Here is a 25,903-nt window from a genome sequence, read left to right as displayed (position 1 = left end):
GCGCACCGCTGGCCCACCGCGCGGCCGACATCGTGCTCGGCGGAGAGCGCCTGATGCGCCTGCCGCAGACCATTGCGCTGGCCCGCCAGACCCGCCGCATCATCCGCGAGAACCTGGCCTGGGCCCTGCTGTACAACCTGATCGCCCTCCCCTTCGCCGCGGCCGGCTGGGTCACCCCGTGGATCGCCGCGCTGGGCATGGCGGGATCGTCGCTGATCGTCACCCTCAATGCGCTGCGGCTGGGGCGGGCTTCTGCGCACCAACTGCGCAGCACGCAGCCCGGCCTGGCGCCGGGCCTGACGGTCGAGTCCTCCACAGGCGCCGCCCGATGAGTGTGCTGATCTACCTGGTGCCGGTGAGTCTGGTGCTGCTTGGGCTGGCGGTGTGGGCCTTCTTCTGGGCGGTCAAGCGCGGCCAGTTCGACGACCTGGACACGCCCGCGATCGACATCCTGGCCGAAGACGCCAAGGACCCGACCCTGCGCGATACCGCGGCAGCGCGGGCAGCGCGGGCGGCGCAGACGCAGGCGCAGCACAAGGCGCAGGACGGCGATGACGATCGAATCGCCTGAGCGCCAGCACGCTGCGCGAACCGCATTGATTGAGCTGGCGCATGGCCGGCACGCATGCGGCCTGCTTTCACGAGTTCCACCTGCGCGGATCGCGCGAGCCATGACGGCAACGCCCCGGCCGACAATCGATCTTGCGCCGATCGATGCGGTGCACAGCGATGCGCGGCACACCGTGAAATCACTCCCGCATGGACGGCCTTCGCGCGATGTGATTGCGCGGCGCATGTCACCCGAGCGCGGGTCCGAGCCGCTTCGCCCAGACAGTTCTACCCATGCCAAATGACTGGCTGAGCATTGGCGCCGCCCTGATCGCCGGCCTGCTCGGCGGCGTGCACTGCGCGGCCATGTGCGGCGGCGTGGCGGCGGGTGTGGCGGTCAGCGCACGCGCGCAGAACCCGCGCGAGGCCTGGGCGATGGCCCTGCGCAGCAATCTGGGCCGGGTCACCGGCTATGTGCTCGCGGGGCTGATCGTCGGCGGTGTTGGGGCGGGTCTGTTGGGTCTGCTGCGCAGCGATCTGCTCTTGCTTGGCGCGCGCATGCTGGTCGGTGCGGTGCTGGTGCTGGTGGGCCTGCGCATGCTGTTTCCGGGCAGCGGCTTCAACCTGTTGGCCAAGCCCGGTGCTGCGCTGTGGCAGCGGCTGGCACCCTTGCAGCGACGACTGCTGCCGGCCAACACGGCGCCACGTCAGTTCGCGCTGGGCCTGCTGTGGGGCTGGTTGCCGTGTGGACTGAGCCTGACCCTGCTCAGCGCCGCTTGGCTGTCGGCGGATGCACTGCAAGGTGGGCTGATCATGGCGGCGTTCGGGCTCGGCACCCTGCCGCTGATGGTTCCGCTGACCTACAGCGGCGCGCGCACCTTGCGCTGGCTGCAGAAGCGCGCCACCCGCCGCATCGCAGCCAGCCTGGTCATCGCATCCGGCCTGCTGACGCTCGCGGCGCCCTGGCTGGCACAGATTCCGGCTGTCCATGGCGTGCTCGCGGCGCTCGGCTGTCGCACGCTTTGAGACCAGTCCACCACGTGCGCTCAGCGGCGAAAACTGGCAGCTCACCGGTGGGCCTGCAACAGAAAACGGCGGCCGGCCACAAAGCCGGCCACCCCCTGGGAGCAGCTCCACCATCGATAAGCAACCCTGGAAGCCGGCGAACGCTCCAATGCCCTTGCATCCAAAGAGGCGAGTCGTTCAACCGGGTCCCAGCTACCTACACGCGGTTCGGCGGAAAACCTGATCACGCCCGGCGAAAAATTTTTCGCGGGTCGCTGCGCGCTTCGCTCACCGCCCCGATCTAGTCGATCCGACGCTGCAGAATCCCCGCGAAACTGCCGATCAGCTGTACCGCCAGCCACAGCGCCAGCAGCGCATAGGCGATCCGCGGCAGCCAGGTGGCGATCTGCTCGATCTCGCTCGACAGCAGCGCGGCCTCGCCGTCGGCATAGCGCTGCAGCAGCTCGGGGAGCCGACCGCTGCCCTCGCCGGTGCTGAGCATGCCGAGCACGGCCGTACTGCCGAGGTAGTCGAGCTCCTCGGCAGCCTGGCTCAAGGATGCACCCGCCTGCAGCGCCGGCAGCATCGATTCGAAGTCGGCGCGGATGCACTGCAGGCGCAGGGTGCTGGCCGCATGGGTGACCGCGTCGACCGCCGGCAGGCCGGCCTCCAGCAGCAGGGCCAGGTGCTCGAAGAATCGCTGCGCCTGGGTGCGCACGACCAGGCCACCGATCAAGGGCAGGCGCAGCAGCAGCGACTCCAGCGGTTCGCGGCCCGGCCAGTCTTCAGCCGCCGCCTGGCGGAGGTAGATTTCACGACCTAGCGCAAACAGTCCGGCCGCGGCGGACAGGAACAGCACGATGCGCGCGAGATACCAAACCACGCCGATGTGCCCGGCCACCAGGGCCGGCAGCGGCAGAATGAACAGGGCCGCCAGCAGCACGAAGGCCGGCAGCGCCAGCCGTGCCCGCACCTGTTTGAACTGGGCAGCGCGCGCCGATGCGCGCTCGGCCAGTCGCTGATGCGCGTTCGCCGGGCTGCCGCCCTGCACCGCCGCGGCGATCACCGTGGATTCCATCGGCGTGAACAGTCCGGCGATCCGCCCCGCCATCGCCAGCGGCTGGCCCGCGCGCAGCAGCTGCAGGGCGCGCTGCACGCGCGCTTGTTCGCCGGTTGGAAGCTCGAGCATGCCCAAGGCCTGCAGCACCGGCACACCGGCGCGCTCCAGCGCGGCCATCTGCAGATGCACGCGTGCACGCAGGGCGTCGGGCAATGCGCAGGCCGCCGCGTTCACTCGAATGCCCCCGCGCGGCCTTCCGCTCCCTTGTTCGGGCCTGAGATTTGCATCGCCGTCCAAGCCATCAAAGCCCCATTCGCCGAGAAACGCCGGCCCAACGCGCGCGACATAGGAATCCGACCCCCGGTGCGCCCCATCAGCTCACACGATATCCAGATCGGCCAAGGCCTGAGCTTCGCGGTGTTCGACCGTGACGGCAAGCTGCTGCTTGAGGCCGGCCACGTGGTCCGCAGCGAAGGCCAGCGCGATTCCCTGCTGCAGCGGGGCTTCGTGCGTGACGAAAACGCAGCGCGGCGCGGCGCAGGCAGCAGTGATGTCGCTCAGGAGTCGATATGCACCAGCGCGCCGGGCGCATGGCCGACCCGCGTCGGGCCCGGGCTGCGCCGGCTACGTGATGATCTCAAACCTTTGCTGCAGCGCATGGCGCAGCCGGACGGCGCCGACAACGGCAACGTGGCCGCCGCGCTCGGCGAGATTCGCGAGCGCCTGGGCGCCTATGTCGACAGTGACGCCGACACCGCGCTGGCCACCATGCAGCTCAGCACCCGCGACGATGGCCAATCCGCACGGCCGATCCACGCCACCATCCTGGTTCGGCTGATCGGCCAGTCGATGCAGATGGCCGAGCCGGAGATCAGCTCGCTGATGGGCGCGGCACTGACCTTCGACTGCACCCTGACCCGGCTGGCTGAGATCTTCAACGAGCAGCGCGCGGAACTGACCCCCGAACAGCGACGGGCGATCAAAGACCATCCGGAGTGCGCGGTGCAAGCGCTGCGGATCGCCGGCGTCGAAGACCCGCTGTGGCTGGACGCGGTGCTGCACCACCACGAGCGGCTGGACGGCTCGGGCTATCCGCACGGCCTCGCCGGCGATGCGATCTCCGTCGGAGCGCGACTGATCGCGCTGGTCGACACTTACTGCGCCATGATCCGCCCGCGCGCCTACCGTGGCGCCGTTGCCGCCACCGAGGCGATGCGCGCGATCTTTCTCGAGCGCGGCCGATTGGTCGACGAATCGATGTCAGCACGGCTGATTCGCGAAGTGGGCATCTACGGCCCGGGCGGCCTGGTGCGGCTCGACAGTGGCGAAATTGGCGTGGTGTTCCGACGCGGCCTGCAGGCGGGCAAGCCGCTGGTGCGGATGCTGGTGGACCGACACGGCCGCACCGATGTCGACCGCCCCATCCGCGACAGCAGCCAGCCCGGACTCGGGATCGCCGAGTCGCTGTCGGCGGAACGCTACCAGGCGCTGCTGCCGGGGCTCGAAAAACTCTGGGACTGAGAGCATGTGAAAAAACCATCCGCCTACTGCGGCCGCCTCTGGACGCCCGTGGCTGCAGCGCGCTGCGCGAATTCTGCGGTCACTGGCCCGCCAAACTCCCTTGAATTCACGTACCGCGCTTTGCCACGAACGCCCAGCGACGCCCTCGCTACGGCGCCTGGATTTTTCACACGCTCTGAGCACTTTGCGCGCAAGCCGGCGGGCGGACGAAAGCGCGGCTCCGAGTTCGGCATGAGGTGGGCTCGGCGCGCACCATGCGGCCCGACGCGGCTCAGTCCAGCAGGGACTTCTTCAGGATCTCGAAGCGCAGGTCAGAGCGCTTGGGCAGACCGAAACGTTTGTCGCCATACGGGAACGGCAGGTAGATGCCGGTCCGCTGGTAACCGCGGCGCTCGTACCAGGCGACCAGCTCGGTGCGCAGATCGATCACGCTCATGCGCATTTCCGGCAGGGACCAATCGTTGAGCGCAATGCGCTCAGCCTCGGCCAACATCTGCCGGCCGAGGCCACCGTTCTGCAGACCCGGCCGCACCGAGAACATGCCGAAATACGCATACGCCGGATGGCGCGAAAGGTGCGCGCTGGCAACCAGCTGACGCACGCCGTCGACATCGATCTCACCGAGCAGAATGCGACCGTCGGAATCTGCCAGCACCTCCAGAACGCCGTCGACACTGGTGCGCTGGCCATCAAGCAGATCGGCCTCGGTGGTCCAGCCGCTGCGGCTGCGTTCACCGCGGTAACCGCTCTCGACGAGATCGGCGATTGCGGCGGCATCATCCGTCGACGCGAAGCGGAACTGCAGGGTTGCAGCCTCTTGAATGGATTGGACCGACATGGGCTGAGCGAACCTGGGCGCAGAGGCGTGGCCCTCGATTCTGCCAGCTGCGCTGGCGACGCGGCAGTGGTTGGGCCGATGCGATGCGCGTACAGCGCGCCGCAGTCTCGCGGTTGACAGATCGGGTATTCCACCCTTTTCCGGGCCATGACAGGCTTGCGCTCCGAACCACACGAGCCGGCGCCGCGAGCGCCCGCGCAGAGTCCACATGAGCCCAACCCGAGACGCCCAGCGACTGCCGGCCGAACTTCTGCATGCAGACGAGCTGGCCGCACTGGCGCAGTCCGATCGCGCACCGCGGCCGGCCGGCTGGCGGCTGAGTCCGGTCGGCGTGCGCCGATTCATCCTCGGCGCTGCCGCCGATGCCAGCGGACCGCGCTGCACCCGCAAGATTTTCGGCAACGACATCGCGGTCGAGCGCGCCATCGTGACCTTGGCCGGACAGCGCGGGCTGATGCTGGTCGGTGAGCCCGGCACTGCGAAATCGCTGCTGTCGGAGCTTCTGGCTGCAGCGATCTCGGGCACCAGCACGCAGACGGTCCAGGGCTCTGCAGGCACCGCGGAAGAGCAGATCCGCTACAGCTGGAACTACGCCCTGCTGCTACGCGAGGGCCCGTCCGAGCGCGCCCTCGTTCCCGGCCCGCTGCATCGCTGCATGGCGCAGGGTCAACTGCTGCGCTTCGAGGAGATCACCCGCTGCCCGATCGAGATCCAGGACAGCCTGATTCCGGTGTTGTCCGATCGCGTGCTGCACGTGCCCGAGCTGGGCGATGCCGCCATGCTGCTGTCGCGGCCCGGCTTCAACATCATGGCCACCGCCAACCTGCGCGATCGCGGGGTCAACGAGATGTCGGCGGCACTCAAGCGCCGCTTCAACTTCGAAACCCTGCAGCCCATTCGTGAGCTGAAGGCCGAAGCCGAGCTGGTCGCCCGCGAAGTGGATCGCCTGCTGGCTGACGACGCCATCGACACCCGCCTGCCGCCGGACGTGAGCGAACTGCTGGTGACGGTGTTCCAGGAGCTTCGCAGCGGCGAAGCGCTGGGCGTGCGGCTGGAGCCACTGTCGAGCGTGCTGTCGACGGCCGAAGCCGTCAATGTCGCCTACAGCGCTGCCGCCGAGGCCTGGTACTTCGGCGCGGCCACGCCCAGCCCGGACACCCTGCTCCGCCACATGAGCGGCACCGTGCTGAAAGACGACGCCGACGATCGGCGACGGCTGGCGGACTACCTGCGCCTGGTGCGCAGCAAGCGCGGCAAGCAGCACAACTGGCAGCAACTGCTGGACGGCGAGCGCTGGCTCTGACCCAGATCCGCTGTGAAGCCCGGCCTGCACGCGCAGCAGCGCGCCTTGCTGGGCGACCCGATCGCATACCCCTCCGAACCGCACTGAACAAGGACCTGACGTGACCGAACTGCCGAGCCCGCCGCAACGTATTGAGCAGCTGCCCGAGAAATGCATCCAAGCCTGGCAGGCGCTGGGCGCCGAGCTGAGCGAGTCCAGCCTCACCGGCATCCGCCAGACCTGGACCTCCAAGCACTGGGGGGTGTTCGTCCACTACCTGCGCGGGGTGCGCGAGGGCAGTCCGCCGGTGGATCGATTGCCGGGCTGGCGCGATGCCCTGATGCGACTCCTGCAGGACAATCCCCAAGCCTATGCCAACCACGCCGCGTTTCTGATCGACGCCAGCATCCATCTGCTGTCCGCAAGTGACGTGCTGTCGATCGCTGGCAATGTCGAGATTCTGAGCCGCGAGACCGTGCCGCACATGTGGATGCGCGATTTCATGCCGCGCAATCGCGAAGAGCGCGCCGGGCTGGCGGCGCTGATCGCCTCGACCGACAATCCGAGCGTGCAGGCAGCCGCACTCGATCTGCTGGCGCGGGTGCGCAGCCGTCGCGACGAGAGTGCTGCCGAGAAAGCCGATCGGAATGGCCTGCTGGCGACCGCGATTGCGGCGATCAGCGACGAAGCGCTGCATCGCTTCCACGATGTCGACTCGGGCTTCGGCCGTCTCAATGCCAACGAACTGGTGCGCGAGATCGAACCGACCGACCTGCTGCTGACCCTGGCCGAGCGCGGTGGCCTGGCGCTGCGCCGGGCCGCGCTGGATCACCTCGACGGGCGCATGAGCCACGACTCCGCGAAACCCGATCGCGCGGCGATCGAGCGCTTGAGCGCGCTGCTGATCGCTGATCCGGTGAGCTTCCGCAAGGCCTATGTGACGTTTCCCGATGTCGGCCTGGCCGAGCAGGCCTGGGCGCTCAGCGACGGCGACAAGATGCGCGCCTACGTGCTGCGCTGGGCCGAGCACCTGTTCGAGTACGAACGCTTCGGCGCGGTCACCCCTGAGCACCCGGCCCTGCCGCTGCTGCAGCGGATCCTGGACGCAGCGCCGGACATCGCGAGCGTGTGGTTCTGGAATCGCGAAAATTATCGCCCCGCAGTAGACATCGAGTTCGGCCTGCTGCAGCAGCTGTGGCGCCTGCAGCCGGCGGCCCTGCTGCCGCTGTTCCTCCACTGGCTGGGAGCGCGGCTCGGTGATGACCCCAACTGGCCGGTGGGCTGGCGCGACGAGAAGGCTGGGAAAGCGCGCGTGGCGGCGGTGCACAGCACCTTTGCGACCTTCATGAGCGAGGTCTTGCGCGCGCGATCTGCCGATATCGTTGCGGTCAAGCCCACCGATGCGGTGCACCTGCTGCGATTCCTGCAGGACCCGGATCTACTGCGCCTGCTGAACCCCGGGCTGATGGAGCTTGCGGCCAAGAGCAAACCCATTCAGCGCGCGCTGCCAGCACGGCTAGCCGCTGCCGGCAGCGGACTGCTGTCCGAACTCGGCTGGCTCGATGACCGCCGCAAGGGCGTGCGCGACGTGGGCCTGGAGTCGCTGCTGCTTTGCACCGACACCGCGGCCGAGCCACTGCTGCAGAAGGTTCACGACGACGCGCGCACCGCCGATGCCGATCGCGACCGCATTCGGGCGCGACTGGGCCGCAAGGCCGCAGGCGCGACGACAACGCTCGCGACCGGCGACGACACCGCAACAGTCGACGCGCAGCCGGGCGTGTCGGCCCCTTCCGCCGCAGCCGCCGATCTCGACGCGCTGAAAGCCCGCGTCGCCAAGGCCAAGATCAAACCGGCAGTCGACAAGGTGTGGAGCGAGTCGCTTGCCGCCGCACTGGCGCCGCTGCCGCCGGAGTACGCGCGCTGGCTGCTGACGCTGGCGGTGGACACCAAAGAGGATCGCCTCGCCGACACCGCACTCAGCCTGCTGGCGCATCTGTCGCGCGAGCGTCAGGCGGCGCTGGCCGCGCAGCTGCTGCAGCTGTGGCTGGCGGAGAACGGTGATCGCAAGCTGAGCTGGCTGCTGCTGTTCGTGCCGGCGGGTGGCGACGATCGTCTGGTTGAACCGCTGTTCGAAGCGTTCAAGTCCTGGCACAAGCGCGCCAAGCCGAAGGCCGTCACCGCCCTGCTGACGCTCGGCGGCCTCGACACCGCCTATGCGCTCTCGCATGTGTACGAGGTCTATTCGAAATCGATCTACTCGGATGCGATCCATCAGGGCGCCCGCGCAGCCCTGCTGGCCGCCGCCAAGCGCCGGGGCTGCGACCTGGCCGGTCTGCTCGACGAGATCACGCCCGATTTCGGTCTGACCAACAGCGGCCGCGTGTTCGACTTCGGCCCCTGCAGCTACACCATGCGGGTCGGCACCGATCTGGAACTGAGCTTCACCCACAGCCTGAGCGGCAAGACCAGCAAGACCCTGCCGAAAGCCAAGGACGGCGAAGACCTGGACGCCCGTGCCGCGGCCGACGCGGCGATCAAGCTGCTGCGCGGCGGGCTGAAGAAGGTCATCAAACTGCAGGCGCAGCGGCTGGAGGATGCAATGGTCAGCGAGCGCCGCTGGCCGGCCGCGCGCTGGCGGGTGCTGTTCGTCGAGCACGCCGTGCTCGGCCTGATCGGCCAGGGCCTGATCTGGACGCGTCTGGCCGCCGATGGTCGGGCACTGGGCAGCCTGCGCATCAGTGAGGACCGTTCGCTGATTGATGCCGCCGACCAGCCGGTACAACTGGCGGACGACGACTGTCTGCGGCTGTGGCACCCCGCACTCGCGGAAGCCGGCGAGGTGGATGCGTGGACCGCGCACCTCAAGGACTACGAGATCAAGCCCTTTCTCGACCAGGTCGGTCGACCGGTGCTGGTGCTGAGTGCGGAGGAGATGAACTCCACATCGCTGCATCGGCATGCGGGCCTGCGCGTTGCCCAATCCACGCTCAAGTACGGCCTGGAAGGCTGGAACTACCAGATCCGCGACCAGGACGGCAGCCACATCTTCGGCTACCAGCGCCGCTTCACCGACGGGCTGCGGGTGCAGATCGATACCGAGGACATGGACGCCAGCCTGTACGGCGATGCATCGGTCGGTGCGGTGGAGTTCTACCGCGGCCAGCAGGTGCAGTTCCTCAGCCAGGTGCCAGCGCCGCTGCTGTCGCTGGCGGCCGAGCACGTCGGCAAGCTCGCGCTCAAGGCCAGCAAGTGAATTCAGCGGCGCCCGCTGAGCTGATGCAGCGGCTGGCGGCGATTCCCGCCAGCGCGCAGCTGCGGCTGGTGCCGGTGCGCCACCACAGCCCGCTCTGCGCCTGGCAGCTGCGCGCGCTGATCCGCAGCGAGCGCCCACAGCGCGTGCTGATCGAGGGCCCGGCCGAGGCCAATGCGCTGCTGCCCTATCTCGCTGCATCCTCGGCGCGGCCGCCGCTGGCGCTGTACACCTGCAGCCGGGCCGCGACCGACGGCAGCGGCGAGCGCGCGCGCCGCGCGTTCTACCCGCTGGCGGAGTTCTCGCCGGAATGGGTGGCGCTGCGCGAGGCGGTACGGATCCAGGCCGAGGTGATCTTCATCGATCGCCCGGCCGCAGCGCTGATGGAGCACGCAGAGCCAGGCGTACACGAGGCCAGCCTGCTGGACGACCACGGGCTCGGCGAGGGCGAACCTGCCGAGCGCGTGCTTGCGGCCAGCGGCTGCCGCGACTTCGACCATTGGTGGGACTGTCACTTCGAAGCCGGCTGCCAACAGCTGACGCCGCAGAACTACTTCGAGCGGCTGCAGCGCTGGTGTCTGCTGCTGCGCGAGCGCCCCGACTCCGCCCAGTGCAGCGCGCGTGAGCGTGCAATGGCCGCGCACGTGGCCGCGGCCTGCGCTTCCGGGCTGCGCACCCTGGTGGTGACCGGCGGCATTCACACCGAAGCCATTGCGGTGCTGCTGGCTCAAAGCACCCCACCCTTGATCGAGCCGGCCGACGGCCGCGCCGAGTGCTATCTGCTGCCCTACGCGCTCGACCGCATCGATGCCGCCCATGACTACGCCGCCGGCCTGCCCGACACCGGCTACTACCAGCTGTACTGGCAGGCGCTCGAACGCGCCGATGCACGGCCGGAGCGCGCCGCCGCCGAGGCCGCCGCGCAGCGCGCGCTGCATGGCCTGAAGGCCGAGGGCGAAACTACAGGCCTGCCCGACGCCATTGAAGCCGTCCTGATGAGCGAGCGGCTGGCGGCGCTACGCGGCGTTCCGCTCGGCCGCGCCGAGGTGCTGGATGCACTCGGCGCCTGTCTGCTGCGCGATGGCCTCGACAGCACCGGCGAGCAGCTGCGTCAGCAGCGCCTGCGTCGGCTGCTGTCCGCCAACGTCACCGGCAGCCTGCCATCGCGCTATCCGCGTGCGCCCCTGGTCGAAGACTTCCGACGTCGCGCTGGCGCGCTCGGCCTGCCGCTGCTCCCCGGCGGCGAGCGTGAGCGCGCACTGGATCTCTACCGCAGCCCCAAGCACCGGCAGATCTCGCAGCTGCTGCATCAGCTGCGCGCGCTCGGCGTGCCCTACGCGGAGCTGCACGCCGGCCCGGACTTCGCGGCCGGCACTGACCTGGAGCGCGTGCGCGAAATCTGGCAGCTGAGCTGGCGGCCCGAAGTCGATGCGCGTCTCACCGAGTGCCAACACTTCGGCGCGCAGTTGCCCGAGGCCGCCCTGGCCGCCCTGCTGCAGCGCGCAGCGCGCCACCCGGCCGAAGCGCCGCGCTGTCTGGTCGAGGCCCTGCGCATGGGCCTGCACGCCAGCGTGCAGCCGCTGCTGCAGCGGACCGCCGACTGGAGCCAGCGCTGCGCGCACCTGCCCGAGCTGAGCCTCGGGCTGGCCCTGCTCAGCGGCGCCTGGCGCGCGGCAGAAGTGCTGCAGGCCGCGGCGCTGAGCACCCTGCCGGAGCTGCTCGCCCAGGTGTTCAGCCGCGCCTGCCGACAGATCCACTGGCTGGGCCAGATGGACCGCCCTGCCGCGGCCGAGGTGATGCTGGCGCTGGGCACCCTCAACACGCTCTGCAGCGAGCGCTGGGCTGCGCGCGAGACCTTTCTCGACGCCCTGCACAGCCTGCAGGACGCGACCTTGCCGGCGATGCTGCGCGGACGCGCGGTCGGCATCCTCAGCGCGCGCGGGCGACTCACCCTCGACGCTACCCGCCAGCGCCTCGCCGCCGCGCTCGACAGCGGCCTGATCGATGCCGAATCCCTGTGCGACTACCTGCTCGGCTTTCTGCCGCTGGCGCGTCAGGTGCTGACCTCCAGCCCGGCCCTGCTCGAGGCCTTCAATGCGGCGCTGCTCGAATGGGATGAAGCGTGTTTCCTGCGCGTCCTGCCCGGCCTGCGCCTGGCCTTCACTGCGCTGAAGCCCCGTGAGGCCAGCGCCGTGCTGGCGGCGGTGCTCGCGCTCGAATGCGCGTCAGCGCGCGCGCCTGAGCGCGTCACCCTGGATGCTGCCGTGCTGACCGAATTCGCCGCACTGCTGCAGCGCCACGACGCCGCGGTTCGCCTGTGGGGCCTGCATGACTGAGCTGCAGCGACGCTGGCGCTTGATCCTAGGGCCGGCCGCCGAGGCCGCCGGAGACACCGGCGCCGGAGCGCACAGCGCGTCTGACACGCCCGCCCAGCCGGGCGATGCCGATGCCGATGCCGATGCGGATGCGGAGGCCGATGCGGACGCCGAGGCCACCGGTTCGCGGTCGTCCGCGGATGCCGAGGCAGTCGAGCGCAGCGGACGCGGACAGGGCGTCGGCCCGTCCGCGGGCGGCATCGCCCAGCTCAACGCCGAAGACGCCGAACGCGATCGCCTGCTCGACTACCTCTACCGCCACGAGTACGCCGAGTGCGAGTTCGAGCCCACAGCGCGCAGCCGCCGCGGCGGGCGCAGATCTGGCGGGCTCGGCGCACCCGAGTGGCTGCGCGGCGTGCGCCGATTGTTTCCCGCCAGCACGGTGGAGCATCTGCAGCGCGAAGGCCTGCAGCGCTACGGCTTGACCGAGCTGCTGACCGACCCCGAGGTGCTGGCGCAGGCGCAGCCCAGCATGGACCTGGTGCGCACCCTGCTGAGCTGCCGCAGCCTGCTGCCGCCGGAAAGCATGGGCGAAGCGCGGCGCCTGATCCGCAGCGTGATCTCAGAACTCGAAGCGCGGCTGGCGCGTTCGATCCGCGCGCGCTTCCAGGGCCGCCGTCGGCGCGGCCAGCACGGCGGCCGGCGCAGCTTGGCCGAACTCGACTGGCCGACCACTCTGCGCCGCAATCTCAAGCACTACGACCACACCGCCGACGCGCTGGTGCTGCGTCAGCTGTACTTCCACGCGCGCCAGCAGCGGCAGATGCCCTGGGAGCTGGTGCTGCTGGTCGACCAGAGCGGCTCGATGCTGGACTCGGTGATTTATGCGGCCGTGGTCGCGGCCGTGTTCAGCGGCCTGTCAATGCTGAAGACGCGCCTGATCCTGTTCGACACCCGAATCGTCGATCTCGGCGAGCAGCTCGCCGATCCGGTCGAAACCCTGCTCGGCCTGCAGCTGGGCGGCGGCACCGACATCGCCGCGGCCATGGTCTACGCTGCCGACCGCATCCAGCAACCCAGCCACAGCCTGCTGGTCTTGATCAGCGACTTCTACGAAGGCGGTGACGGTGCGGCGCTGCTTGAGCAGACGCGCCGCCTCGCCGGCAGTGGCGTCAAGCTGCTTGGCCTCGCGGCCCTGGATCGCGAGGCGCAACCCGACTACGACCACCAGCGCGCGCAGGAACTGGCCGCGTGCGGCATGGCGATCGGCGCGATGACGCCGGACCACCTCGCCGACTGGGTCGCGAAGGCGATCGCATGAGCGCGTGCCTGCTCACCCATCCCAATGACGTGGCAACAGCCGCATGAACCGCGCCGCCATCGACGCCTGGCTGCAGCAGCTGGACGAGGGCTTCGTGCTCGGCTGGACCAATCGCGGCCTGCTGCGCCGCGGCCGCGGCCTGCTCGCGCAGTGCGAGCCCGGCACGCCGGACTGGAGCAGTGAGCGCGGCTATCAGCTGGCGCTGGAGCAGCACCAGCAGGCGCTGAGCGGCCCCGGCTTCCAGCATCTGCACTGCAGCTGTCCGGCGAACGGCGCCTGCCACCATGCAGTCGCCGCCCTGCTGCACTGGATGGCGCAGGCGGCCGCGCCCCACCCGACGCCTGAAGACGTGCCGGCCATCGCCGATTCCGCACCTGACGACGCGGAAGTGATCGCGGTTGCGGACGCACCCGCGCTGCGCAGGCCGCCGATCTGGCTCGACCCCGATTGGCCCGCGCTGGCCAAGGCGCTGGGCGCCGCCGCCTTGCGCAAGGCCAGCGAGTGGCAACTGCAGGGGATCGGCGTACAGGTCGAAGCCACGGACGATGAACTGCGCGGTGGGATCGAACTCGAAACCGTTGTTCGGCTGCGTCTCAACGCCACCGGAGGATTGGCGGCGGCGCTTTGCGACTGCGGCCAACGCCGCTGCGCCCATCTCGCGGCGCTAATCCTGCAGGCCCGCGCGGAGGCCGGACTGGCGCCGCCCACCCTGCCCGGCCCCGCGCTCAGCCGAACCCAGGCCGCGGTGTTGACCGCGCTTGAGGCCTGGTGCCTGCAGCTGACGCGCACGGGCAGCGCGCAGCTGTCGCCGGCCGTGCTCGAGCAGGCGCGCGCCTTGAGCACGCGCAGCCGGCAGGCCGAGCTGCCGGCCGTGGCGGGCGCGATGCAGCCGCTGCTGCGCTGGCTCGAAGACGAACTCGCCGGACGCAGTCGCGCCCGGCCCGAGGCGCTGCTGTCGGCACTCGGCCCGCTGTGGGGGCGTCTGCGTGCACTCAAGGCGCAGCCGCTGCCGCAGCCGCTGATCGAACTCAGCGGCCGCCATCGCCGCACCTACCGCGCCGCGCCCACGCTGCAGCTGGCGATCCTCGCCGTCGAAGCCTGGAGCCACGAGGACGGCAGCGAAGGCTTGAACCTGCACGCCTGGTGCGCGCAGAGCCACCGCTGGCGGCGCCTGCCGCTGGTGCAGACCGTCGCCATGCGCGGGTTCGAGACATCGCTGCTGCGGCACTGGCGGCAGCAGACCTGGGCCGGATGTGAACTGGGCCAGCTGCTCGGTGGCTGCCAACGGCTTGAGGGCGCGTGGTGCAGCGAAGACGGCAGCGTCAGCGCGCGAGCAGAAACACGCTGGCACGACATCGAGGGCCTGCCCGGCGCAGTGAGCGCGCAACAGCCCCCAGCAACGCCCGCCGCGGAGCCGACCGGCACCGCCACACCTGAGCAGAGCGCAGCCGAGATCGCCGAGGCCGCGGCCTGGCTCCGCGACCGCCGCGCGGAGGCACTGCAGTCACGGCTGCCCGCACCGATGGACTGCGCCCAGCTGGCCACGCGGCTTCGAAACGCCGCCGAGCGCGGCGGTCTCAAGGGGCGAGCACCGGTGGTGCTGGCCGGGCCGTTCGAGAGCGAGGCGCCGCAGTTCGATCGCGCCCAGCAGTGCTGGACCCAGCGCCTGATCGATGCGCGCGGCTGCAGCCTTCAGCTGCTGATCGAACCGAACGACGCAACGCGGCGGCGCGCGATCCGTACGCTGCAGCAGGCTTGGGACAGCGGCCGGCGCTGGCGGCAGGTGTTCGGTCGGCTCAGTCATCAAGGCGGCTGCATGACGCTCGAACCCATTGCGCTGCAGTCAACCGAGGATTCGACGTGGTTCAGCCCCGGCCTGCGCTAGCAGATCCCATCGCCGACTGGCTGCAGCAGTGGTCGCAGTGGCTGCAGGCCTGGCTGTCGGCGGGCGTCGAGCACCCCGATGCAGCGGCCGTGCTGGCGCTGCAGCGCTGGTTGCAGCACCCGCTCAGCCTGCAGGTGCCAGCGCTGCAGATCGCCGCGGCGCGCCTGCTCGACGCCGAGCAGACGACGGCGCTGCGTTGCAGCAGCCTGCTGGATCTGTGCAGCCGACAGGTGCTGCTGTCGGCCGATTGGAGCCTGCACCAGCTCGACGCCTGGCCCACCACGGCGGACCATTGCGCCGATTGAATCAGGCCTCGAAGGGCGTTCTAATCGACCGCCGGTCGTACGGCGCTTGCGCCAGAAGACCCGCCCCGCCACGAAGTCTTCCGCTCAACAAAGGTCAGCTCGACCACAGGAGCCGCCATGAAACTCGGTGCATTTTCGATCAGCCTTGCGGTCAAGGACATCGCCGCCTCGCGTGCGTTCCACGAGAAGCTCGGCTTCAACATCTTCGGCGGCGATCAGGCGCAACGCTGGCTGATCATGAAGAACGGCGACACCCTGATCGGGCTGTTCGAAGGCATGTTCGAGAACAATCTGCTGACCTTCAATCCGGGCTGGGACAGCAATGCGCAGCCGCTCCCGGACTTCGATGACGTGCGCGCGATCCAGCGCCATCTGCAGAGCCAGGGCATCGCTCTGACCACCACCGCCGACGCATCCAGCAGCGGCCCCGCACATCTGACCCTGGTCGATCCCGACGGCAATCAGATCCTGATCGACCAGCACCGGTAGCGGCCGAGCCGAGCGCCTTCGCCATCGTCGGCCCTTGGGCTCTTGCGGCGACTCAAGCCGTGAAGTGATGTTCTGACTATGTCGAGAGCGCCGCGCGCACCGCTTCCAGCGCCAGCGTCACGCAGCGGTGCCGGCGCGGCAGCGCGCGCATTTCCTCAAGCTCGGCGAGCGGCCCAAGCCGAGCGTGCAGCGCATCGGCCGCAGCTGATTCGGCCACGGCGTCCGCGCCCTCGGCGTCGCTCGTCAGCAGCGCGCGCAGGTCATCTGCAACTCGATCGAAGTCGCTCCGCGAGCGACCCACGAGTGCGTCGCCCAGCATCGAAGCCGTCGCGATCACGATCGCGCAGGCTTCGGCTTCGAACGCGTAGTCGCTGATGGTGTCGTCGGTGACGACGAGCTCAACCTGCAGGCTGTCACCGCACAAGGCATTTTTACCGCAGCCACAGTGGCTGGGATGCGCCAGGCGCCCGCGCCGATGCGGTGCGCGATTGTGGTCGAGGATGGCGCTGCGGTAGGGGGTGGGCATAGGGCCGGGATTCGGGATTCGGGATTCGGGATTCAACAACAGGCTGCTGCGAAACTGCGATGGGGGCGCTGAGTAGGTTGAACTGGAATCAAACTCAATCTGCCCACCTTCGGCGAATCCCCAATCCCGAATCCCCAATCTCCACCGCCCTCACCCCAACAGCTTCCGCACCTTCTCGATCCCCCGCACCAGCGCCTCGATCTCGTCCTCGGTATTGAAGTAGGCGAGGCTGACGCGCACCGTGGCCGGCACGCCGAAGTAGCTGAGCAGAGGATGCGCGCAGTGATTGCCGGAGCGCACCGCGATGCCTTCGAGGTCGAGCAGGGTCGCGAGGTCATGCGCGTGGGCGCCTTCGACCAGGAACGAAATCACCGCGGCCTTCTCGCGCGCTTCGCCAAAGATTCGCAAACCGGGTATCGCCTTCAAGCGTTCGGTGGCAACGCGCAGCAGCTGCTGCTCACGCTCGGCGATTGCCGCCATGCCGATACCGCTGAGGAAATCGACCGCCGCGCCCAGACCGATGAAGCCCGAGATGTTCGGCGTGCCGGCTTCGAACTTGTGCGGCGGATCATTGAAGGTGGTGCCCTCAAAACCGACCGTGCGGATCATCTCGCCGCCGCCGAAGAAAGGCGGCATCGCCTGCAGATGCTCGGGCCGCGCCCACAGCGCGCCGGTTCCGGTCGGGCCGGCCATCTTGTGGCCGGTGAAGGCGTAGAAATCGCAGCCGATCGCCTTGATGTCGACCGCCATATGCGGGACCGCCTGCGAGCCGTCGACCACAGTCGGCACGTCATGGCGACGCGCCATCGCGCAGATCTCGCGGATCGGCGTCACCGTGCCCAGCACATTGCTGACATGGGTGATCGCCAGCAATCGCACACGCGGGCCGAGTTTGCGCTCCAGATCGACCAGATCGAGCTCGCCATTGGCCAGGATCTCGACCGGCTCGACCCGCGCACCAACGCGCTCGGCAATCAGCTGCCAGGGCACGATATTGGCGTGGTGCTCCATGCGGCTGGCGAGGATCACATCGCCCGCCTGCAGCTTCGGCAGCAGGTAGCTGTAGGCGACCAGATTGATCGCCTGGGTCGTGCCCGAGGTGAACACCAGCTCGTCGGCGCGAACGTTCAGGAACTTCGCAAGTTTGCCGCGCGCCGCTTCGTAGGCCGCGGTGGCCTGCTCGCCCAGGCTGTGCACTGCGCGCGCGACATTGGCGGTGTACTGACTGTAGTACGCGTCCATCGCGTCGATCACGCACTGCGGCTTCTGCCCGGTGTTCGCGTTGTCGAGGTAGACCAGCGGCTTGCCGTGCACCTGCCGGCTGAGCACCGGAAACTGCGCGCGCAGCGCAGCCCAGTCGGGCGCGGCGGCGGCGTGGGCGGCGGGCGCTGCGTTCAAAGCGCGGCTCCATCCAGACGCGCGATCAGCACGGCTCCGAGCGCCTCCGCCAGCTCGGCGTGGCCCAGCGCATCCAGCGCCTCGATGAGGAAGGCGCGAGTCAGCAGCGCGCGCGCCTCGGCTTCGGGCAGGCCGCGCGAACGCAGGTAGAACACCGAGCCGGCATCGAGCTCACCGACGGTGGCGCCGTGCGCCGCCTTGACCTCGTCGGCATCGATCACCAGCACCGGCTGGGTGTTGATCTCCGCCTGGTCCGACAGCAGCAGATTGCGGTCCGACAGCGCCGCATCGGTGCCATCGGCGCCAGCGCGGATATGGATCCCGCCGAAAAAGCTCAGCTTGCCGCGCGCCCCAGCGAGCCCGCGCCAGCGCAGGTCGCAGCTCGTGTTGCGGGCGACGTGGTCGATCTGCAGCCGGCTATCCAGCGCGCGACGTCCATCGGCCAGCTGCGCGCCGCCGGAAATCACGCTGGCCGCCTCGCCCTGCAGCGCGGCGTTGAGCTCAAGCCGCGACAGACCTGCGCCGAGATCGAGATCGACCCGCCGATACAGCGCACCGGCCGACAGCGCGGCATCCACCCGCGCAAACAGCTGCGTCCCGTGCGCCGCGTTCTGCAGCCGCGCATGGCGCAACTCCGCGCCGGGCTTCAGATGCACCTGGGTCACTGCGGTCTCAAGGTGACTGTGCGCATCGCCGGCCAAAACGTGCTCGACCACGGTCAACGAGGCATTGGCGCCGAGGTCGATCAGATGGCGCAGGTGCCAGGCCGCATCGGCGCCTTCGGGCGCTCCAATCGAGACGACATGCAGCGGCGTTTCGATCCGTGCATCGGCTTCGACCCGAATCAGCGCGCCTTCGACCGCGAGCGCGGCGTTGAGGCGCGCAAACACGTCATCGGCGGCGGCAAAGCGTCGGCCCAGATGTACCACGTCGCGCGCATGTGCCTGCGGCAGGACGCGCCCCAGCGGCACGAACTCGAGCCCGGACGGCAGCGCCGAGAGATCGCTGAGCGCCGAATCCAACCAGCCATTGACGAACACCATGCGTGGACGCGGCACATCAGCGATCAGGGCAGCATCCACCGCGGCCCCGGCGGCAGCGCGATAGCTGCGCGCCGAGAGCGCACGCAGATTGGTATAGCGCCAGCTGCCGGCGCGGCCAGCAGGCACGCCGTCGGCAATCGCAGCGGCCAGCGCCGCCGTGCGCGCTTCGGCCAGACCGCCGGCGTCACGCAGCGCCTCCGGCAGTTCGGCGAAACGCTGCTGGAAGCTGTCGAGCAGCGCGGACATCAGACGTGCTCCGGGCTCTGCCGGTCTTTGACCCAGGCGTAGCCGTGCGATTCCAGCTGGTGCGCCAGTTCAGGCCCACCGCTCTCGACGATTCGGCCATCGGCCAGCACGTGCACGGCATCAGGCACGATGTAGTCGAGCAGGCGCTGGTAGTGGGTAATGACCAGGAAGGCGCGCTCCGGCGAGCGCTGTGCATTGACGCCGGCCGCGACCGCCTTCAGCGCATCGATGTCGAGGCCGGAATCCGTTTCGTCCAGGATCGCCAGCTTCGGTTCGAGCACGGCCATCTGGAAGATCTCGTTGCGCTTCTTCTCGCCGCCGGAGAAACCCGAGTTCACCGCGCGGTGCAGCAGGTCCTCTTTCAGGCTGAGGATCTGCAGCTTCTGCCGCACCAGCTTGAGAAACTGCATGGCGTCGAGCTCGGGCTCGCCGCGCGCCTTGCGCTGCGCGTTCAGGGCTGCGCGCAGGAAGTAGGTATTGTTCACCCCCGGAATCTCCACCGGATACTGGAAGGCCAGGAACACACCGGCAGCGGCACGCTCCTCGGGCTCCAGCGCCAGCAGATCGACCCCGTTGAACTCGACCGAACCGGCCGTGACCTCATAGCCCTCACGGCCCGCGAGCACATGGCCCAGGGTGGATTTTCCGGCACCGTTCGGACCCATGATGGCGTGCAGCTTGCCGGGCTCAAGCGTCAACGACAGACCCTTGAGAATTTCGCGCTCACCGGCACGGACGTGGAGGTTTTCGATCTTGAGCATGGGATTCGGGATTCGGGATTCGGGATTCGGGATTGGGGATTGGGGATTCGGGATTGGGGATTCGGGATTCGGGATTCGATACAGAGCGGCGCGCGGCGCAATGCGCCAAAGCGGCGAGATGGAAGCCCCTCTCCCCGTGGGAGAGGGGTTGGGGAGAGGGTCCGGGCGAAGCGGAAACGGGGGACATAGCGGAAGAGTTGGAGGCTCGGGCTTCGAATCCCGAATCCCGAATCCCCGCAGCCCCGGCCCTCGCGCGCAGCGCTCGGGCGTTCGACGGCGCACGCGGCAATGCCGCGTAAGCGCGCCGCCTCACCCCACCGCGCCCTCCAAACTCACCTCAAGCAGCTTCTTGGCCTCCACCGCGAACTCCATCGGCAGCTCCTTGAACACCTGCTTGCAGAAGCCGTCGACGATCATCGACACCGCGTCTTCCTCGCCGATGCCTCTGGCGCGGCAATAGAACAGCTGGTCGTCGGAAATCTTCGAGGTGGTGGCCTCGTGCTCGAGGATGGCGTCGGGCCGGCGGACCTCGATGTAGGGGAAAGTGTGTGCACCGCAGCGCTTGCCGATCAGCAGGCTGTCGCACTGGGTGTAGTTGCGCGCGTTGGCCGCGCCCTTGGCGATGTGGACCAGGCCGCGGTAGGTGTTCTGGCCGCGGCCGGCGCTGATACCCTTGCTGATGATCTTCGACTTGGTGTTCTTGCCGATGTGGATCATCTTGGTGCCGGTGTCGGCCTGCTGACAGTGGTGGGTCAGCGCCACCGAGTAGAACTCGCCGACCGAGTCATCGCCGATCAGAACGCAGCTCGGGTATTTCCAGGTGATCGCCGAGCCGGTCTCGACCTGGGTCCAGCTGATCTTCGACTTGGTGCCGCGACATTCGCCACGCTTGGTCACGAAGTTGTAGATGCCGCCGACGCCGTTCTCGTCGCCTGGGTACCAGTTCTGCACCGTCGAATACTTGATCTCGGCGCGCTCCAGCGTCACCAGTTCAACCACCGCCGCGTGCAGCTGATTCTCGTCGCGCATCGGCGCGGTGCAGCCTTCCAGATAGGACACATGGCTGCCCTCATCGGCGATGATCAGGGTGCGCTCGAACTGTCCGGTTTCGGCGGCGTTGATGCGGAAGTAAGTGCTGAGCTCCATCGGGCAACGCACACCCTTGGGGATGTAGACAAAGCTGCCATCGGAGAACACCGCCGAGTTCAGCGCAGCGAAATAGTTATCCGCCGTGGGCACCACCGTGCCCAGGTACTGCCGCACCAGCTCGGGGTGCTCGTGCACCGCCTCGGAGAAACTGCAGAAGATCACGCCCGCCTGGCCAAGCTCCTTCTTGAAGGTGGTGCCGACCGAGACCGAATCGAACACCGCATCGACCGCCACGCCCGCCAGTCGCGCGCGCTCATGCAGAGGCACGCCGAGCTTCTCGTAGGTCTCCAGCAGCTTGGGATCCACCTCGTCCAGCGACGCGTACTTCTTCTTGGGCTGGGCGAAGTAGCTGATGTTCTGGTAATCGATCGGCGCGATGTTCAGCTTGGCCCAGTCCGGCGGGCTCATGGTCAGCCAGTGGCGATAGGCCGCGAGCCGCCATTCGGTCAGCCACTCGGGCTCATTTTTCTTGGCCGAGATCATCCGCACCACGTCCTCGGACAGGCCCTTGGGCGCGATCTCGGTTTCAATGTCGGTGACGAAGCCGGCGTCGTACTGCCGCGCCAGGACTTCTTCGATTTCTTTGCGTTCGGTGGCCATCGGGCTGCCTATCTGGAGTTCTGCTGCGCCGGCGACATCAGGCGCTGGTAACGATGAGTGGAATCGGTTGCTTGCTGCTGCCTGCGCGGCGCACCGGACCGCGTGGCGGCGGTGACAACAGGTCGACCAGGCTGACGCTGGTCAGGGCTTCGGCGATCACGTCATTGATGCGTCGCCAGTTGGCGCGTACTTCGCAGCGGTGCTCGATGCCGCACTGGCCGGATTGACCGACGCATTCGGTGACGGCAAGCGGACCTTCGATCGCTTCCAGCACGTGGATCAGCCGGATCTGCTCAGGTTCGCGGGTGAGTCGGTAACCGCCTGCGGCGCCGCGAAAACTCTGCACCAGCTGCGCCTGTGCCAGCAGCTTGAGCAGCTTCGACACCGTCGGCAGTTCGAGCCCGGCTCGCTCGGCGAGATCAGCCGCGCTGTGCACGGCCGCCGGCGTTGAAGCCATGGCGGTCAACACCAGGGTGGCGTAGTCGGTGAGCTTGGTGACGCGCAGCATACGGACGGCCCGCTGAATACAGGACCGAAATTGTACCCTTTGAACATGGCTGACTCAATCGACGGCGCGTGAAGCACTGCAGCGCATCGCGACTGGTCTGCTCGATGGAGCCTCATCCCAGTCGGCCAACCCTCTGCCGACGACCAAGGCTGAGGTCTACCTCGATGCCAGCTCGGCGATGACCTGTCGCAGGCCGACGCGCCACTCCGGCAGGGCGAGGTCCCAGCATTCCTTCAGGCGCGCGTTGTCAAGCCGCGAGAACGCCGGACGGCGAGCGCGGGTCGGGTATTCGGCCGTCTCGATCGCATGCACGGTCGGCGTGACAGCAAGCAGCCCGGCGGCGTGCGCGTCCTCGAATATCGCGCAGGCGAACTCGTGCCAGCTGCACTCGCCCGCCGCCGTGAGGTGCAGAATTTCGCGCGGCGGCGAAGCAGCATCGAGGCGTGCAATCAAGGCTGCAGTCGCCGCGGCGATCCAACGCGCCGGGGTCGGCGCGCCGCGCTGATCAGCCACCACCGACAGCTCGGTGCGCTCAGCGCCGAGGCGCAGCATCGTGCGAAAGAAGTTCTGTCCGCGCGCCGCGTACACCCAAGCGGTGCGCAGGACCAGATGCGCGCAACCGCTGTCGGCAATCGCCAGCTCCCCTGCCCGCTTGCTTGCGCCGTAGACGCCCAGCGGCGCCGTCGGATCGGACTCGGACCAGGCGCGCTGCGAGCGGCCGTCGAATACGTAGTCCGTTGAATAGTGCACCAACATCGAACCACGCCGAGCGCAGGCCTGCGCGATCGCAGCCACCGCATCGGCATTGGCGCGGAACGCTCGCTCGGGCTCATCCTCGGCACGATCCACCGCGGTGTAGGCGCCGGCATTGACGATCACATCGGCAGCGGCGGTCTCCACGCAGTCGTTCAGGGAGGACGCATCATCAAGGTCCAATTGCAAGCAGACGGCTCCGCCAGGCAATCGGCCGCTGCGAGTGGTGATCTGCAGGTCTCCAAGCGGCGCCAGGCTGCGCGCCAACTCGAAGCCCACCTGTCCGTTGCCGCCTATGAGGAGCAGTCGCATGGGTCCGCCATCGCCAAGAGGATGCGCAAGCATACCTAGCGCGTCCCGAGCGCTGGGGCCCCGCCGTCAAGAAGAAGCCGAACGCGGCCGCAGCCAGGCTCAGCTGGAAGCGGACTCCGCGCGACGAGCGGCCTTCATCGCGCGCGCATCGACCTTGCGAATCTGCTCGATTCGGCAGGTCTCCTGCTCGAAGCGGACCGAATCGAAACGTGCGTATACGCGAGAACCGGTCGAAGTCAGCGAGATGGCATGCGCGAAATCGAGCCCGTTGCAGGGCTTCCAGACCTCAATCAGCCAGGCCTCGTTGAGACTGGTGTAGACCGCGAAGTGCTCCCGCCCCAGCGAGACCCAGTTCTGCAGGGTTCGCAGATGGAAACTGTCGACCGGCTCGCCGGCAAACTCCTGATATCGCGCGAGGTTGTCGGCATCGCGCTGCTTGGGCGATGAAGACGCGCAGCCTGTCATGGTCAGGGCGCAGCTCAGGAGCGAAAGCAGTGCGGTTCGTGCAGGGGTGGGCTTCATGGTCGCTCTCCAGGTCGGGTGGGCAGGTACGACAGTGGCGTCAACGCAGGCACACGCCTTGCTCGACGCAGGTCAGACTGCAACAGCGCACACAGATACACGGTGAACAAAGGTTCGTGCGCCTCGAAGGCTTGACGGATTCAGGGCTTGCCGCTTTAATAGCGCGCTCTGCGGCGCCCTTCTGGCTCCGCTAGATCGGCCAGGTAGCTCAGTTGGTAGAGCAGGGGATTGAAAATCCCCGTGTCGGGGGTTCGATTCCCTCCCTGGCCACCAGATAACCCCGCGCCCCGCCTAGGTCTTTCCTACGCGGGGCGTTTTTTTTGACCGCCAGTCGCGTCGCGCGGTGCGCGCTGTGGTGATCTGCGGGCGGGCGAACTCGCTCGATCTACGTCTGTGCGCCGGCTGTGTAGAGCAAGCACGCCGGCCTTGACAACCGGGCCGCCCACTGTACGGCGCCGGATCCCGCGCGAATCCGCACGAAGATCGGGCTTTCCCGCTCCGTGGGGCTATCCGGAACCTGTCTGATTTGACGGGTTGATGCTGTGTTGCACCGCAGAACTTCGACTTCACCGGCGTCAGCACTCTTGTTCGCAGCCGCAGGATCGTCCGCCTACGGACCATGACCAGCTGCACCGCATGCCTACGCCTTCACAAACGCGATTGTAATCGCGCTACGGCCGCCGATTCGCGGCAATTCAGACGCTTGCAGCGGGCCCTGTGCCACCGGGTGGAACAGACCCATGACCGGGCACATTGTCCGACGCCACGAATCCGCTCTGGTGCGAGGCAACAGCGCCAGAAGCACGGCGAACTCGGCGCTGCAGACGCACCGCACACGTTTGCGCAATGCGGGCAGATCGCAGCGAAGCTGAACATTGACAGCCCCCCGACCCTTCGTATACTCGCTCCGGGCACTGGCCTGGCATCGGGGGATGTCCAGGCTTGTCAAGGGGAGCAAACCTCCAGACGGCAGCGCCTCCAACGGGAAAACAACCATGCGGGCCGCAATGGCCTGCCCACTCAAGATTTGGGGAACTACCAGATGAAGATGCAGTTCGCAGTGCTGTGCACGATGATCGCTGCCGCGCTTCCGGCCGTGGGGGCTGAGCTGAAGAAAGTCGAGGCGCCCATCAAGGGCCAATACATTGTTGTGTTGAAGGCCGATCCGGATGCACAGAGCCGCCAAGCCTCGCGCGCACCGGGTGCAGTGGATGCACTCTCGGTCGCCGCTGACATGGCGGTCGCCTACGGCCTGGAAGTCGAGCGCGTTTACGAGAACGCACTCAAAGGATTTGTGGTGACCAATGCCAACGAAAAGATCATCAGCCAATTGCTGTGGGATGACCGCGTCGCCTTCGTCGAAGAAGACGGTATGGTCTTTCTGAACCCCACCCAGACTGGCGCGACCTGGGGTCTGGATCGCATCGATCAGCGCGCCCGTCCGTTGAACGGCACCTACATCTACAACACCACCGCCACCAATGTGCGCGCCTACATCATCGACAGCGGCGTGCTCAACTCGCACTCCCAGTTCGGTGGTCGCTCCAGCGGCGGCGCCAGCTACATCAGTGACGGCCGCGGCACCACCGACTGCAACGGTCACGGCACCCATGTCGCCGGCACGGTGGCGGGCTCGGTGCACGGCGTCGCCAAGGGCGCACGGATCGTGCCGGTGCGGGTGTTCGGCTGCACCGGTGGTAGTTCGAACTCGACGATCATCGCGGGCATCGACTGGGTGCGTGCAAACCACATCAAGCCGGCGGTGGCCAACATGAGCCTGGGCGGCGGCGCTTCCGCGGCCACGGATACGGCCACCAACAACCTGATCAACGCGGGCGTCACCGTGGTTGTTGCGGCAGGTAACAACAATGCCAATGCCTGCAACTACTCACCGGCGCGCGTGGCCAATGCGATCACGGTCGGCTCCACCACCAGCACCGATGCGCGCTCGTCGTTCTCGAACTTCGGCACCTGCGTGAATATCTTCGCCCCGGGCAGCAGCATCACCTCCGCCTGGTACACCAGCAATACGGCCACCAACAGCATCAGCGGCACCTCGATGGCGTCGCCGCACGTCGCCGGCGTTGCCGCGCTGTACCTGGCTGGTGCGCCTTCAGCCACCCCGGCCACGGTGCGCACTGCCATCTACAACAACGCCACTCTCAACGTGGTTACGAGCCCAGGCACGGGTTCACCGAACCGCCTGCTGTACTGGCAGTAAGCCGTCCTGTCAGATCTGACAGGCGCGCAAAAACCCGTTTA

Annotated in this window: 21 protein-coding genes, 1 tRNA gene and 1 pseudogene; 13 read left to right on the top strand and 10 right to left on the bottom strand. The window is 68.1% G+C overall.

Annotated features, from left to right (window positions below; all coding sequences use genetic code 11):
• From ACIQ7H_RS13610 to ACIQ7H_RS13600, 3 genes and pseudogenes are all read left to right on the top strand, one after another.
• A pseudogene (locus ACIQ7H_RS13610) lies at positions 1-332 on the top strand (hypothetical protein); the annotation flags it as partial.
• Positions 329-571, top strand: coding sequence for a cbb3-type cytochrome oxidase assembly protein CcoS (ccoS, locus tag ACIQ7H_RS13605; RefSeq protein ID WP_395792356.1), 243 nt, complete (start codon positions 329-331; stop codon positions 569-571). The pseudogene ACIQ7H_RS13610 and the gene ccoS, both read left to right, overlap by 4 nt.
• A gap of 272 nt (positions 572-843) precedes the next feature.
• Complete coding sequence (locus tag ACIQ7H_RS13600; RefSeq protein ID WP_395792354.1) at positions 844-1,575, top strand: sulfite exporter TauE/SafE family protein; 732 nt, start codon at positions 844-846, stop codon at positions 1,573-1,575.
• Positions 1,576-1,855: 280 nt separating this feature from the next.
• Here ACIQ7H_RS13600 and ACIQ7H_RS13595 read toward each other — a convergent pair whose 3' ends face one another.
• Positions 1,856-2,848 (bottom strand): type II secretion system F family protein, encoded by a 993-nt coding sequence (locus ACIQ7H_RS13595; protein WP_395792352.1) that lies wholly within the window; start codon positions 2,846-2,848, stop codon positions 1,856-1,858.
• 129 nt (positions 2,849-2,977) lie between these two features.
• On the opposite strand from ACIQ7H_RS13595, the gene ACIQ7H_RS13590 reads away from it, so the two are divergent.
• Positions 2,978-4,135 carry an HD-GYP domain-containing protein gene (locus ACIQ7H_RS13590; protein WP_395792350.1) on the top strand — a complete coding sequence of 386 codons (1,158 nt, stop codon included), beginning with the start codon at positions 2,978-2,980 and terminating at the stop codon, positions 4,133-4,135.
• A gap of 271 nt (positions 4,136-4,406) precedes the next feature.
• On the opposite strand, the gene ACIQ7H_RS13585 is transcribed toward ACIQ7H_RS13590, so the two are convergent.
• Complete coding sequence (locus tag ACIQ7H_RS13585; RefSeq protein WP_395792348.1) at positions 4,407-4,973, bottom strand: GNAT family N-acetyltransferase; 567 nt, start codon at positions 4,971-4,973, stop codon at positions 4,407-4,409.
• 208 nt (positions 4,974-5,181) lie between these two features.
• Here ACIQ7H_RS13585 and ACIQ7H_RS13580 point away from each other — a divergent pair, with 208 nt between their 5' ends.
• The 7 genes from ACIQ7H_RS13580 (at position 5,182) to ACIQ7H_RS13550 (ending at position 15,823) form a co-directional block, all read left to right on the top strand.
• Positions 5,182-6,276: an AAA family ATPase gene (locus ACIQ7H_RS13580; protein ID WP_395792346.1), complete on the top strand. Its 1,095-nt coding sequence runs from the start codon at positions 5,182-5,184 to the stop codon at positions 6,274-6,276.
• A gap of 100 nt (positions 6,277-6,376) precedes the next feature.
• Positions 6,377-9,511, top strand: a complete 3,135-nt coding sequence (locus tag ACIQ7H_RS13575; protein ID WP_395792344.1) for a DUF4132 domain-containing protein — start codon at positions 6,377-6,379, stop codon at positions 9,509-9,511.
• Complete coding sequence (locus ACIQ7H_RS13570) at positions 9,508-11,844, top strand: DUF5682 family protein (protein WP_395792342.1); 2,337 nt, start codon at positions 9,508-9,510, stop codon at positions 11,842-11,844. The genes ACIQ7H_RS13575 and ACIQ7H_RS13570 overlap by 4 nt, the downstream gene beginning before the upstream one ends.
• Positions 11,837-13,144 carry a VWA domain-containing protein gene (locus ACIQ7H_RS13565; protein ID WP_395792340.1) on the top strand — a complete coding sequence of 436 codons (1,308 nt, stop codon included), beginning with the start codon at positions 11,837-11,839 and terminating at the stop codon, positions 13,142-13,144. The genes ACIQ7H_RS13570 and ACIQ7H_RS13565 overlap by 8 nt, the downstream gene beginning before the upstream one ends.
• A gap of 43 nt (positions 13,145-13,187) precedes the next feature.
• Positions 13,188-15,029, top strand: a complete 1,842-nt coding sequence (locus tag ACIQ7H_RS13560; protein WP_395792338.1) for a hypothetical protein — start codon at positions 13,188-13,190, stop codon at positions 15,027-15,029.
• Positions 15,005-15,334, top strand: a complete 330-nt coding sequence (locus tag ACIQ7H_RS13555) for a hypothetical protein (RefSeq protein WP_395792336.1) — start codon at positions 15,005-15,007, stop codon at positions 15,332-15,334. The genes ACIQ7H_RS13560 and ACIQ7H_RS13555 overlap by 25 nt, the downstream gene beginning before the upstream one ends.
• Positions 15,335-15,451: 117 nt before the next feature.
• Positions 15,452-15,823, top strand: coding sequence for a VOC family protein (locus tag ACIQ7H_RS13550; protein WP_395792334.1), 372 nt, complete (start codon positions 15,452-15,454; stop codon positions 15,821-15,823).
• Between the two features lie 76 nt (positions 15,824-15,899).
• On the opposite strand, the gene ACIQ7H_RS13545 is transcribed toward ACIQ7H_RS13550, so the two are convergent.
• The 8 genes from ACIQ7H_RS13545 to ACIQ7H_RS13510 all read right to left on the bottom strand — a co-directional run bounded on the left by ACIQ7H_RS13545 (position 15,900) and on the right by ACIQ7H_RS13510 (position 23,641).
• Positions 15,900-16,349, bottom strand: coding sequence for an iron-sulfur cluster assembly scaffold protein (locus ACIQ7H_RS13545; protein ID WP_395792332.1), 450 nt, complete (start codon positions 16,347-16,349; stop codon positions 15,900-15,902).
• Between the two features lie 150 nt (positions 16,350-16,499).
• Positions 16,500-17,747 (bottom strand): aminotransferase class V-fold PLP-dependent enzyme, encoded by a 1,248-nt coding sequence (locus tag ACIQ7H_RS13540; protein ID WP_395792330.1) that lies wholly within the window; start codon positions 17,745-17,747, stop codon positions 16,500-16,502.
• Positions 17,744-19,036: a Fe-S cluster assembly protein SufD gene (gene sufD / locus ACIQ7H_RS13535; RefSeq protein ID WP_395792328.1), complete on the bottom strand. Its 1,293-nt coding sequence runs from the start codon at positions 19,034-19,036 to the stop codon at positions 17,744-17,746. The genes ACIQ7H_RS13540 and sufD overlap by 4 nt, the downstream gene beginning before the upstream one ends.
• Positions 19,036-19,797 (bottom strand): Fe-S cluster assembly ATPase SufC, encoded by a 762-nt coding sequence (gene sufC / locus ACIQ7H_RS13530; protein ID WP_395792326.1) that lies wholly within the window; start codon positions 19,795-19,797, stop codon positions 19,036-19,038. Before sufC ends, sufD begins: the two co-directional genes overlap by 1 nt.
• 309 nt (positions 19,798-20,106) lie before the next feature.
• Positions 20,107-21,546 carry a Fe-S cluster assembly protein SufB gene (gene sufB / locus ACIQ7H_RS13525; RefSeq protein ID WP_395792324.1) on the bottom strand — a complete coding sequence of 480 codons (1,440 nt, stop codon included), beginning with the start codon at positions 21,544-21,546 and terminating at the stop codon, positions 20,107-20,109.
• Between the two features lie 37 nt (positions 21,547-21,583).
• Positions 21,584-22,054, bottom strand: coding sequence for an SUF system Fe-S cluster assembly regulator (locus ACIQ7H_RS13520; protein WP_395792322.1), 471 nt, complete (start codon positions 22,052-22,054; stop codon positions 21,584-21,586).
• Positions 22,055-22,210: 156 nt separating this feature from the next.
• On the bottom strand, positions 22,211-23,119 hold the full coding sequence (rfbD, locus tag ACIQ7H_RS13515; protein WP_395792320.1) for a dTDP-4-dehydrorhamnose reductase: 909 nt from the start codon (positions 23,117-23,119) through the stop codon (positions 22,211-22,213).
• A gap of 99 nt (positions 23,120-23,218) precedes the next feature.
• Positions 23,219-23,641 carry a DUF6491 family protein gene (locus tag ACIQ7H_RS13510; protein ID WP_395792318.1) on the bottom strand — a complete coding sequence of 141 codons (423 nt, stop codon included), beginning with the start codon at positions 23,639-23,641 and terminating at the stop codon, positions 23,219-23,221.
• 197 nt (positions 23,642-23,838) lie between these two features.
• Between ACIQ7H_RS13510 and ACIQ7H_RS13505 the strand changes: the two genes are divergently transcribed.
• Together ACIQ7H_RS13505 and ACIQ7H_RS13500 are read left to right on the top strand one after the other, a co-directional pair.
• Positions 23,839-23,914: transfer RNA gene (locus ACIQ7H_RS13505), tRNA-Phe, on the top strand.
• A 769-nt stretch (positions 23,915-24,683) separates the two neighbouring features.
• A complete protein-coding gene (locus ACIQ7H_RS13500; RefSeq protein WP_395792316.1) occupies positions 24,684-25,862 on the top strand; it encodes a S8 family serine peptidase in 1,179 nt (392 codons plus the stop codon).
• Positions 25,863-25,903 lie beyond the last annotated feature (41 nt).

The organism is Aquimonas sp. (genome assembly GCF_044377145.1).
Classification (GTDB): Bacteria; Pseudomonadota; Gammaproteobacteria; order Xanthomonadales; family Xanthomonadaceae; genus Aquimonas.
Note: the sequence above shows the minus strand (reverse complement) of the source record. Positions and strands in the feature narration are given on the sequence as shown.